Annotated in this window: 9 protein-coding genes; 7 read left to right on the top strand and 2 right to left on the bottom strand. The window is 58.0% G+C overall.

The genetic code is table 11. The features are described from left to right. Positions 1–14: 14 nt before the first annotated feature. The 6 genes from hflK to rlmB all read left to right on the top strand — a co-directional run bounded on the left by hflK (position 15) and on the right by rlmB (position 7764). Complete coding sequence (hflK, locus tag WFM46_RS12270) at positions 15–1271, top strand: FtsH protease activity modulator HflK (RefSeq protein WP_103177968.1); 1257 nt, start codon at positions 15–17, stop codon at positions 1269–1271. 2 nt (positions 1272–1273) lie between these two features. Beyond that, complete coding sequence (hflC, locus tag WFM46_RS12265) at positions 1274–2275, top strand: protease modulator HflC (protein WP_336997709.1); 1002 nt, start codon at positions 1274–1276, stop codon at positions 2273–2275. Positions 2276–2562: 287 nt separating this feature from the next. Further along, positions 2563–3861, top strand: a complete 1299-nt coding sequence (locus tag WFM46_RS12260) for an adenylosuccinate synthase (RefSeq protein ID WP_336997708.1) — start codon at positions 2563–2565, stop codon at positions 3859–3861. A 201-nt stretch (positions 3862–4062) separates the two neighbouring features. After that, positions 4063–4488 (top strand): nitric oxide-sensing transcriptional repressor NsrR, encoded by a 426-nt coding sequence (gene nsrR, locus WFM46_RS12255; protein ID WP_032616184.1) that lies wholly within the window; start codon positions 4063–4065, stop codon positions 4486–4488. A 38-nt stretch (positions 4489–4526) separates the two neighbouring features. Further along, positions 4527–6968 carry a ribonuclease R gene (rnr, locus tag WFM46_RS12250; protein WP_156653768.1) on the top strand — a complete coding sequence of 814 codons (2442 nt, stop codon included), beginning with the start codon at positions 4527–4529 and terminating at the stop codon, positions 6966–6968. Between the two features lie 64 nt (positions 6969–7032). Next, a complete protein-coding gene (rlmB, locus tag WFM46_RS12245) occupies positions 7033–7764 on the top strand; it encodes a 23S rRNA (guanosine(2251)-2'-O)-methyltransferase RlmB (RefSeq protein ID WP_039028446.1) in 732 nt (243 codons plus the stop codon). 87 nt (positions 7765–7851) lie between these two features. Here the strand turns inward: rlmB and WFM46_RS12240 are convergent, their stop codons facing one another. Further along, positions 7852–9141: an MFS transporter gene (locus WFM46_RS12240; RefSeq protein ID WP_103177972.1), complete on the bottom strand. Its 1290-nt coding sequence runs from the start codon at positions 9139–9141 to the stop codon at positions 7852–7854. A gap of 182 nt (positions 9142–9323) precedes the next feature. Between WFM46_RS12240 and WFM46_RS12235 the strand changes: the two genes are divergently transcribed. Next, positions 9324–10946 carry an isovaleryl-CoA dehydrogenase gene (locus WFM46_RS12235; RefSeq protein WP_336997707.1) on the top strand — a complete coding sequence of 541 codons (1623 nt, stop codon included), beginning with the start codon at positions 9324–9326 and terminating at the stop codon, positions 10944–10946. A 3-nt stretch (positions 10947–10949) separates the two neighbouring features. On the opposite strand, the gene WFM46_RS12230 is transcribed toward WFM46_RS12235, so the two are convergent. Continuing rightward, positions 10950–12173, bottom strand: a 1224-nt coding sequence (locus WFM46_RS12230) for a methyl-accepting chemotaxis protein (RefSeq protein ID WP_336997706.1), incomplete at its 5' end; no start/stop codon positions are given.

Below are 12173 nucleotides of genomic sequence, written 5' to 3'. Positions count from 1 at the left end.
TATGGAGCACATACATGGCGTGGAATCAGCCCGGTAATAACGGACAAGACCGCGACCCGTGGGGGAGCAGCAATAATCAAGGCGGCAACTCCGGGGGAAATGGCAACAAAGGTGGTCGCGAGCAGGGGCCACCCGATCTGGATGATATCTTCCGCAAGCTGAGCAAAAAGCTGGGCGGACTCGGCGGTGGTAAAGGCACTGGCGGCGGTACTGGCCAGGGGCCGCGTCCTCATATGGGCGGTCGTGTGGTGGGCATTGTTGCCGCAGCGGCGGTGATTATCTGGGCTGCCAGCGGGTTCTACACAATCAAAGAAGCCGAGCGCGGTGTTGTCACCCGTTTCGGCAAATTCAGCCATCTGGTTGAGCCGGGCCTGAACTGGAAGCCGACCTTTATCGATGACGTCACGGCGGTGAACGTTGAATCGGTACGCGAACTGGCGGCATCCGGCGTGATGCTGACGTCAGACGAAAACGTGGTGCGCGTTGAGATGAACGTGCAGTATCGTGTGACCGATCCTGAACGTTACCTCTTTAGCGTGACCAGCGCCGATGACAGCCTGCGTCAGGCGACCGACAGCGCCCTGCGTGGCGTGATCGGTAAATACACCATGGACCGCATTCTGACCGAAGGTCGTACCGTTATTCGTAGCGATACCCAGCGTGAGCTGGAAGAGACCATTCGTCCGTATAACATGGGTATCACCCTGCTGGACGTCAACTTCCAGGCTGCTCGTCCGCCGGAAGAGGTGAAAGCGGCGTTTGACGATGCGATTGCTGCCCGTGAAAACGAACAGCAGTACATCCGTGAGGCTGAAGCCTACACCAACGAAGTTCAGCCGCGTGCGAACGGTCAGGCACAGCGTATTCTGGAAGAGGCGCGAGCCTATAAGACCCAGACCGTGCTGGAAGCCCAGGGTGAGGTGGCTCGCTTTGCGAAAATCCTGCCGGAATATAAAGCCGCGCCGGAAATTACCCGTGAGCGTCTCTATATCGAAACCATGGAGAAAGTGCTGAGCCATACCCGTAAGGTGCTGGTCAATGACAGCAAAGGTGGCAACCTGATGGTTCTGCCGCTGGATCAGATGCTGAAAGGCGGTAACGCGCCGGCGACAAAAAATGACAACAGCGGTGCCAACAACCTGCTGCGTCTGCCACCTGCGTCTTCCGGAAACGCCAGCGCAAACACCCGCTCTTCTTCAAGCGATGGTGACATCATGGACCAACGCCGCGCCAACGCGCAGCGTAACGACTACCAGCGTCAGGGGGAATAACGATGCGTAAGTCAGTAATTGCGATCATTATTATCGTGCTGGTTGTGCTTTACACCTCAATTTTTGTGGTTAAAGAGGGCGAGCGTGGGATTAAATTCCAGTTCAGCAGCGTCGTGCGTGACGGCGACAAGCGTCCGGTCATTTATGAGCCAGGCCTGCACTTCAAAGTGCCGTTTATTCAGTCTGTGAAAACGCTTGATGCGCGTATCCAGACGATGGATAACCAGGCCGACCGTTTCGTGACTAAAGAGAAAAAAGACCTGATCGTTGACTCCTATATCAAGTGGCGTATCAGCGACTTCAGCCGTTACTTCCTGGCAACCGGCGGCGGCGACGTCTCTCAGGCCGAAGTGCTGCTGAAACGTAAGTTCTCTGACCGTCTGCGTTCTGAGATTGGTCGTCTGGATGTCCGGGACATCGTAACCGACTCCCGCGGTCGTCTGACTTCTGAAGTACGCGATGCGCTGAACTCCGGTTCTGCCGGCACGGAAGATGAAGTGACAACCCCAGCGGCTGACGATGCCATCGCCAAAGCGGCTGAACGCGTTCAGGCTGAAACCAATGGTAAAGTGGCGGTTATCAACCCGAACAGTATGGCGGCATTGGGTATCGAAGTGGTTGACGTGCGTATCAAGCAGATCAACCTGCCAACGGAAGTCTCTGAGGCGATCTACAACCGTATGCGTGCCGAGCGTGAAGCGGTAGCCCGTCGTCATCGTTCACAGGGTCAGGAAGAGGCTGAAAAGCTGCGTGCAACCGCAGACTATGAAGTGACCAAAACCCTGGCAGAAGCGGAGCGTCAGGGCCGTATCCTGCGCGGTGAAGGCGATGCCGAAGCGGCGAAGCTGTTTGCGGATGCCTTCAGCCAGGATCCAGACTTCTATGCCTTTATCCGTAGCCTGCGTGCCTACGAGAGCAGCTTCCAGAGCAATCAGGACGTTATGGTTCTCAGCCCGGATAGCGATTTCTTCCGCTATATGAAGTCACCGGAAGCCAGTCGCTGATTTCACGGCTTCAAAAAGCGAATGGCGCCCCTCAGGGGCGCCATTTTTTTTGTTCGTTAAAGCTGATTTACTGGAGATGCACGAAAAGCGCTCATCCCTTCGGCATAGCGGTAAGTGAAATTGCCGCACCGCTTGTGATGGGAATTGGCCCATCACACAAGATATTGAGGTAATCGTTTAACTGGCGAGGAAGGCATCAATTTCGCCGAAATTTGTATACAAAAAAAGCTGAACATCATCAAAACCGATGGTAGAATCCATTTTTAAGCAATCGGTGATTTTGAAAAATGGGTAACAACGTCGTCGTACTGGGCACCCAATGGGGTGACGAAGGTAAAGGGAAGATCGTCGATCTTCTGACTGAACGTGCTAAGTTTGTTGTACGTTATCAGGGTGGTCACAACGCAGGCCATACTCTCGTAATCAACGGTGAAAAAACCGTCCTCCATCTTATTCCATCAGGCATTCTTCGTGACAATGTGACCAGCATCATCGGTAACGGTGTTGTGCTGTCTCCTGCTGCGCTGATGAAAGAGATGAAAGGTCTGGAAGACCGTGGCATCCCGGTTCGCGAGCGTCTGCTGCTCTCTGAAGCCTGTCCGCTGATCCTCGACTACCACGTTGCGCTGGATCTGGCGCGTGAAAAAGCACGCGGCGCGAAAGCGATCGGTACCACCGGCCGTGGTATCGGCCCGGCTTACGAAGATAAAGTCGCCCGTCGCGGTCTGCGTGTTGGCGATCTGTTCGATAAAGCCACCTTTGCTGAAAAACTGAAAGAAGTGATGGAATATCACAACTTCCAGCTGGTGAACTTCTACAAAGCAGACGCTGTTGACTACCAGAAAGTGCTGGATGACGTCATGGCGATTGCTGATATTCTGACCGGCATGGTAGTTGATGTGTCCGATCTGCTGGACCAGGCGCGCAAGCGTGGCGATTTCGTCATGTTCGAAGGTGCGCAGGGTACGCTGCTGGATATCGACCACGGTACCTATCCGTACGTAACCTCCTCTAACACCACCGCAGGTGGCGTGGCGACCGGCTCTGGCCTGGGTCCACGTTATGTGGATTACGTTCTGGGCATCATCAAAGCGTACTCCACTCGCGTGGGTGCGGGTCCGTTCCCGACCGAACTGTTTGATGAAACCGGCGAGTTCCTGTGCAAGCAAGGTAACGAGTTTGGCGCGACCACCGGTCGTCGTCGTCGTACCGGCTGGCTGGATGCGGTTGCTGTGCGCCGTGCGGTGCAGATCAACTCCCTGTCTGGCTTCTGCCTGACCAAGCTGGACGTCCTGGATGGTCTGAAAGAGGTGAAAATCTGTGTTGCCTACCGTATGCCGGATGGCCGTGAAGTGACCACCACTCCACTGGCCGCTGACGACTGGCAGGGCATTGAGCCGATCTACGAAACCATGCCAGGCTGGTCTGAAACCACCTTTGGCGTGAAAGAGCGTAGCGGTCTGCCGCAGGCAGCGCTGGATTACATCCAGCGTATTGAAGAGCTGACCGGCGTGCCGATTGATATTATCTCTACCGGCCCGGATCGTTCTGAAACCATGATCCTGCGCGACCCGTTCGACGCATAATGAGGGTTTCGCCCGGCGGCGCTACGCTTGCCGGGCCTACAACACCCATCACAGGCCGGAAAGCGATGCGCATCCGGCTTTTTCGTTCTCCTTTCCCCCTTTCAGTTTAAATAAATTCGCCGTTGACTATCTGGCTGGTTTATCATCATTAATGAATATCTCTGCGGATATACCGCGTTTTACCCTTTTCCTGAGGTTGATGTGCAGTTAACAAGTTTCACCGATTACGGATTGCGTGCGCTGATTTACATGGCGTCGTTACCCGCTGGACAGATGACCAGTATCTCTGAGGTGACAGAGGTCTACGGTGTGTCCCGTAATCATATGGTCAAAATAATCAATCAACTTAGCCGAGCCGGATACGTTGCTGCCGTCCGCGGGAAAAATGGCGGCATCCGCCTCGGTAAACCGGCACAGAGTATTCGTGTTGGTGATGTGGTGCGCGAACTGGAGCCATTGTCTCTGGTGAACTGCAGCAGTGCGTTCTGCCACATTACCCCCGCCTGTCGACTGAAACAGGCGCTTTCAAAGGCTGTGCAAAGTTTTCTCATGGAACTGGATAACTACACGCTGGCCGATTTGGTTGAAGAGAATCAACCGCTATATAAATTATTGCTGGTGGAATGAAGAAAACGTCCACCGGAGATGACAACGGAGGAACCGCTATGTCACAAGATCCTTTCCAGGAACGCGAAGCCGAAAAATACGCGAACCCTATCCCCAGCCGCGAGTTCATCATTGAACACCTCACAAAACGTGAAAAACCTGCCAACCGTGAAGAACTTGCCGCTGAACTGAACATTGAAGGCGAAGAGCAAATTGAAGCCCTTCGCCGCCGCCTTCGCGCAATGGAGCGCGACGGACAACTCGTCTTTACCCGCCGTCAATGCTATGCCCTGCCGGAGCGTCTCGATCTACTGAAAGGCATGGTAATTGGCCACCGTGATGGTTACGGCTTCCTGCGCGTTGAAGGCCGCAAGGACGACCTCTACCTCTCATCTGAACAGATGAAAATGTGCATTCACGGCGACCAGATCCTGGCCCAGCCGCTGGGTGCAGACCGTAAAGGGCGCCGTGAAGCGCGCGTTGTGCGTGTGCTGGTGCCAAAAACCAGCCAGATCGTAGGCCGCTACTTCACGGATGCCGGCGTGGGTTTTGTGGTGCCGGATGATAGCCGCCTGAGCTTTGACATCCTCATTCCGCCTGAAGAGGTGATGGGCGCGCGGATGGGCTTTGTGGTGGTGGTTGAGCTGACTCAGCGTCCAACCCGTCGAACCAAAGCGGTCGGTAAGATTGTGGAAGTGCTGGGCGATAATATGGGCACCGGCATGGCCGTGGATATGGCACTGCGCACCCATGAAATCCCCCACGTCTGGCCAAAAGCCGTTGAAGAGCAGGTTGAAGGGCTGAAAGAGCAGGTACCGGAGTCGGCAAAAGCGGGCCGCGTGGATCTGCGCAGCCTGCCGCTGGTCACCATTGATGGCGAAGACGCCCGTGACTTTGATGACGCCGTCTACTGTGAGAAAAAACGCGGCGGCGGCTGGCGTCTGTGGGTAGCGATTGCCGATGTGAGCTATTACGTCCGGACCGGTACGCCACTGGATGGCGAAGCGCGTAACCGCGGCACCTCGGTCTACTTCCCGTCCCAGGTGGTACCGATGCTGCCGGAAGTGCTCTCCAACGGCCTGTGCTCGCTTAACCCGCAGGTTGACCGTCTCTGCATGGTTTGTGAAATGACCATCTCTAGCAAGGGGCGTTTAACCGGCTACAAATTCTATGAAGCGGTGATGAGTTCACATGCGCGCCTGACCTATACCAAAGTGTGGCATATGCTGCAGGGGGATCGGGATCTGCGTGAACAGTACGCTCCGCTGGTGAAGCATATCGAAGAGCTGCATAACCTCTATAAAGTGCTGGAGCAGGCGCGTGAAGAGCGCGGCGGGATCTCATTTGAGAGTGAAGAGGCGAAGTTCATCTTTAACGCTGAGCGTCGCATTGAGCGTATCGAACAGACCCAGCGTAACGATGCCCATAAGCTGATTGAAGAGTGCATGATCCTGGCGAACATCTCCGCGGCACGCTTCGTTGAGAAAGCCAAAGAGCCCGCGCTGTTCCGTATCCACGACAAACCGACTACCGAAGCCATTACCTCTTTCCGTACCGTACTGGCGGAGCTGGGTCTTGAGCTGCCGGGGGGCAACAAGCCGGAGCCGCGCGATTACGCCGAGCTGCTGGAATCGATTAGCGATCGCCCTGACGCGGAAATGCTGCAAACCATGCTGCTGCGTTCCATGAAGCAGGCGATTTACGATCCTGAGAACCGCGGCCACTTTGGTCTGGCGTTGCAGTCTTATGCGCACTTTACCTCGCCGATCCGCCGTTATCCGGATCTGTCACTGCACCGTGCCATTAAGTATCTGCTGGCACATGAGCAGGGCCACAAAGGCAACACGACCGAAACCGGGGGTTATCACTACTCCATGGAAGAGGTCCTGCAGCTGGGCCAACACTGTTCCATGACCGAACGCCGCGCTGATGAAGCGACGCGCGACGTGGCGGACTGGCTGAAGTGTGACTTTATGCTGGATCAGGTCGGGAACATCTTTAAGGGCGTGATTGCCAGCGTCACCGGTTTTGGCTTCTTTGTACGCCTTGATGAACTCTTTATCGATGGTCTGGTGCATGTCTCATCCCTGGACAACGACTACTACCGTTACGATCAGGTTGGGCAGCGCCTGACCGGCGAGTCCAGCGGCCAGACCTACCGTCTGGGCGATCGCGTGGAAGTGAAGGTCGAAGCCGTCAACATGGACGAGCGTAAGATTGATTTCAGCCTGATCTCCAGCGAACGCGCGCCACGTAACGTAGGTAAAACCGCGCGGGATAATGCGAAGAGAGGGGCCGCCGGAAAAACCAGCGGCAAACGCCGTCAGGCCGGTAAGCGGGTAAACTTCGAGCCGGACAGCGCCTTCCGTGGTGAGAAAAAACAGAAGCCGAAGGCCGCGAAGAAAGAAGCCAGAGCCGCCAAAAAACCGTCGGCCAAAACCCAGAAAATAGCTGCGGCGACCAAAGCGAAGCGCGCGGCAAAGAAAAAAGTGGCGGAGTAATTCTGCCCTGACCTTGATCCTCTCCCGGCAGGGAGAGGTGAACAGTAATTAATGAGAACCATCAATGAGTGAAATGATTTACGGCATCCACGCGGTGCAGGCCCTGCTGGAGCGCGCACCGGAGCGTTTTCAGGAAGTCTTTATTCTGAAAGGGCGTGAAGATAAACGCCTGATGCCGCTGATCCATGCCCTGGAAGCGCAGGGCGTGGTGATCCAGCTGGCGAACCGTCAGTACCTGGATGAGAAAAGCGAAGGGGCAGTACACCAGGGCATCATCGCCCGCGTGAAGCCGGGCCGCCAGTATCAGGAGAACGATCTGCCGGATCTGATCGCCGCGCTGGATAACCCGTTCTTCCTGATCCTCGACGGCGTGACCGATCCGCACAACCTCGGTGCCTGCCTGCGTAGCGCCGATGCGGCGGGCGTCCATGCGGTGATCGTGCCAAAAGATCGCTCCGCGCAGCTCAACGCGACGGCCAAAAAAGTGGCCTGCGGCGCGGCGGAGAACGTACCGTTGATCCGCGTGACCAACCTGGCGCGCACCATGCGTCAGTTGCAGGAAGAGAATATCTGGATCGTTGGTACTGCGGGTGAGGCAGACCATACCCTGTTCCAGAGCAAAATGACTGGTCGCCTGGCGCTGGTGATGGGTGCCGAAGGTGAAGGCATGCGTCGTCTGACGCGGGAGCATTGCGACGAACTGATCAGCATTCCGATGGCGGGCAGCGTCTCGTCCCTGAACGTTTCCGTAGCAACCGGCATCTGCCTGTTCGAAGCGGTACGCCAGCGCGGGTAGTCTGTTGTGCCCGGTGGCGTTGCGCTTACCGGGCCCACGGTCCATGCTGTTGTAGGCCGGGTAAGGCGAAGCCGCCACCCGGCACTATCACTCCTCCAGCGACCGCAAATGGTCATCCTTCTTAAGCGTCATTAGCGCCACAATACTCACCACCGCCGTGACCATCACGTAATAGGCCGGAATATCCAGGTTCCCCGTCTCTTTTATCAGCCCGGTAATGATTAGCCCCGCACAGCCCGAGAAGATGGCGTTCGACAGCGAATAGGCCAGCCCCAGTCCGGTATAGCGCACCCTTGTCGGGAACATCTCTGACAGCATGGCCGGACCTGGCCCTGCCAGCATCCCCACCAGGCCACCGGCAATCAGCACCACTATCGCTTTCACCGCCAGGGTGCTGGACTCCGCCTGCAAAATTTTTAGCAGCGGCAGGGCAAGGATCAGCAGCAGCGCGGCGGCGATAACCATCACCGTGCGGCGTCCGATGCGGTCGCTGAGGATCCCCGATGGGATAATGGTCAGCGCAAAACCGATATTGGAGATCACCGCAATCAGCAGCGCCTGGTTAAAGCCCGTATGCAGAGCCGATTGCAGGTAGGCGGGCATGATCACCAGATAGGTATAGCCTGCGGCAGACCACACCATCACCCGGCCAATTCCCATCCCGATGGCTTTCAGCGTGTCGCTGGTGCGCGCCTTCACGGCCACCGGTTTGGTTTGTTGCTTCACGAAGCTGGGCGTCTCTTCCATGCTCACCCGCAGCCACAGGGCTACCGCCCCCAGCGGCAGGGCGATAAAGAAGGGAATGCGCCAGCCCCAGTCGTGCAGGGCGTCTGGCGTCAGCAGCGCGGAGAGCAGCGCCACAATGCCCGCGCCGGCCAGCAGACCCAGCGCGACGGTAAAGGACTGCCATGCGCCGTAGAGCCCACGTTTACCGCGCGGGGCGAACTCGGTCATCAGCGACACCGCGCCGCCATACTCTCCCCCGGCGAAAAGCCCCTGTAGGATCCGCAGGCCGGTGATGATGAGCGGGGCGGCAATGCCGATGCTGGCATAGACCGGCACGATGCCGATTGCCGCAGTTGCCAGGGTCATCATCACCAGCACGATAATCAGTGTGGGTTTGCGGCCGATGCGATCGCCAATCCGGCCAAATATGATGGCCCCCAGCGGACGAAAGAAGAAGGCGATGGCGAAAGAGGCGTAGGTGAGGATCAGGCTGGTCAGTCCCGCCTCACCGCTGAGCTGAAAGAAGTTCTTCGCGATCACGGTGGCGAGAAAGCCGTACACCGCAAATTCGTACCATTCGATGAAATTACCAATTGAGCCAGCAATTAAAGCGCGTTTATGGGCATCCGGCGCCCGTTGAGTGGTTTGCATCGTCATCTCTCCATGAGGGTAAGAATAAATTATTCACCATAACAAACGATAAGAAATTTATTATTCGTTCATTGTGTGACCAGATTCACGCTTGAGCGTGGCGATATTGTGCGCCCGCTGCTGTGCAGCGCCTGCCCGGTTTGTCCATACTTATTCCATTGCCATAGAAAGAGGGATACGTTATGCACTGGCAGACGCACACTGTTTTTAATCAGCCTGCGCCACTCACCAACAGCAACCTGTTTCTTTCCGATCGCGCGCTGTGTGAAGCGGTCAATCGTGAAGGTGCCGACTGGGACGCCGGGCTGCTCGCCAGCATCGGTCAACAGCTGGGTACGGCAGAATCCCTGGAGCTTGGCCGCCTGGCCAACGCCAATCCCCCTGAACTGCTGCGCTATGATGCCAGCGGAACCCGGCTGGATGATGTGCGCTTCCATCCCGCCTGGCACCTGCTGATGCAGGGGCTTTGTGCCAACCGGGTACATAACCTGGCGTGGGAGGAGGAGGCGCGAAAAGGGGCCTTCGTGGCCCGGGCGGCACGTTTTATCCTCCATGCGCAGGTTGAGGCCGGCACGCTTTGCCCCATCACCATGACCCACGCCGCTACGCCGCTTTTGCAGCAGGCGCTACCGCGCGCGTTTCACGACTGGCTGGCGCCGTTACTGAGCGACCGGTATGACTCGCATCTGGCGCCGGGTAACCAGAAGCGCGGCCTGCTTATCGGGATGGGAATGACGGAAAAGCAGGGCGGATCGGATGTTCTCAGCAACACCACCCGGGCAGAACGCTGCGGCGACGGGAGTTATCGGCTGGTGGGGCATAAGTGGTTTTTCTCGGTGCCGCAAAGCGATGCCCACCTGGTGCTGGCGCAGGCCAAAGGCGGCCTGTCGTGCTTCTTCGTCCCCCGTTTTCTGCCCGACGGTCTGCGCAATGCCGTGCATCTGGAGCGCCTGAAAGAGAAGCTGGGTAACCGCTCGAACGCCAGCAGCGAAGCCGAGTTCCTCGATGCCACCGGCTGGCTGCTGGGCGAAGAGGGGGAAGGGGTGCGCCAGATCCTGAAGATGGGCGGCCTCACCCGTTTCGACTGCGCGCTCGGCAGCCACGGCCTGATGCGCCGGGCCTTCTCGGTGGCGTTGTACTATGCCCACCAGCGGCAGACTTTTGGCAAAAACCTGATCGACCAGCCGCTGATGCGCGATGTGTTAAGCCGCATGGCGCTCCAGCTGGAGGGGCAGACGGCGCTCTTGTTCCGCCTCGCGCGGGCCTGGGATCGCCGGGACAACGAACACGAAGCCCTGTGGGCGAGGCTGTTTACTCCGGCCGCGAAACTGGCGATCTGCAAAGCGGGGATACCCTTCGTCGCCGAAGCGATGGAGGTTCTTGGCGGCATTGGCTATTGCGAAGAGAGCGAGCTGCCGCGCCTGTACCGTGAGATGCCGGTTAACAGCATCTGGGAAGGCTCGGGCAATATCATGGGGCTGGACGTGCTGCGGGTGCTGGCGAAGCAGCCTGGCGTGGTCGATCTGCTCTTGGCAGATTTTGCCGAGGTTAAAGGTCAGGATCGTCATTTCGATCGCAGCTGGCGGCAGCTTCAGCAAAAACTGCGTAAACCGCAGGAGGCGCAGGGCAGAGAGATCGCCCGGCAGATTTACCTGCTGGGCGCAGGGGCGCAGATGCTGCGCCACGCTTCTCCGCCACTGGCGCAGGCCTGGTGCCGTGAAATGCTCGACGCCCGTGGCCGATCGTTGCTCAGCGAGCAGGTCCAGGACGACCTGCTGCTGCGCGCCACGGGCGGTGTGGCCTGATCCTTACAGGCGGAACAGGCTGACCAGCTCGGTCAGGTGTGAACCCTTCTCCCGCAGGGTTTGCGCCGTCTGTTCGCTGCGTGAGACGCGGTCGGCGTTGATATGCGATGCTTCGCCGATATGGGTCATCGCCAGATTCACCTGACCGATACCCGCCGACTGCTCGTGGGAGGCATGGTTAATCTCGGTTACCAGCGCCTTGATGTTATCGATGTGCGCGATGATGCTCTCCATCGCCTGGCGGGTCTGCTCCGACAGGGCGTGGCCTTCGCTCACCTTGCTGAGCGTATCGCCAATCAGCTGCTCAATCTCCTTCACCGCGTTGGCGCTGCGCGCTGCGAGGGCGCGGACCTCCTGGGCTACCACGGCGAAGCCTTTACCGTGCTCGCCCGCCCGGGCGGCTTCGACGGCGGCGTTGAGCGCCAGAATATTGGTCTGGAAGGCGATCCCCTCAATCACCCGGGTGATGGCTTCGATACGTTTCGATGCCTCGCGAATATCATCCATGGTGGAGACAGCATTGCTGACGGTCTCCCCGCCCTGGTGCACCGCCCGGGAGGTTTCGCCGACCAGCTGCTGGGTCTGCTCCATATTGGCGGCGTTCTGCTGCACGGTGGCCGCCAGCTGCTCCATACTGGCGGATGTCTCCTCCACGCTGCTGGCCTGCTTATTGATCTGCTCGGAGATCTCGCCGGTATCCGCCGCCAGGGCGTTGGTCCCCAGATGAATATCGCCCGCAGCTTCCCGCACCTGGAGCACGATTTTTTGCAGCCCGCCGCCAATGCCGTTGATGGCACCGATCAACTGACCTACCTCATCCTGACGGGTGGCGGGCAGGGTGGCGCGCAGATCGCCTGCGGCATACTGTTCGGCCAGGCCAATCACATCGCGCAGCGGGCGCGTAAGCCAGCGGCGGATAATAAACACGAACAGCATGGCAAAGAGCGCGGAAAGCGCCACGCCCGCCAGCAGGAAGCGGTCGCGCATGTTGGTCACATCAGCCAGCAGTACGGTTTTATCCACCTCGCCCACAATCGTCCAGTTCCAGCCCGGTAGCGGTGTCCAGGCCATGATCAACGTGCGGCCATCAGCGCTCTGGCGTTCCAGAGTGCCGGATTGATCCCCCAGCAGCTGTTGCTGAACGGCGTTATCCCACTTCGGCAGCTCTCCCTCTTCTGCGCTATGGAACAGGTACTGGCCGTGGTTCTTGCCGTTACTGCGGTTTAG

The sequence above is a fragment of the Leclercia sp. M50 genome, from assembly GCF_037150775.1.
Lineage (GTDB): Bacteria > Pseudomonadota > Gammaproteobacteria > Enterobacterales > Enterobacteriaceae > Enterobacter.
This window is presented reverse-complemented; position numbering and strand designations above follow the sequence as displayed.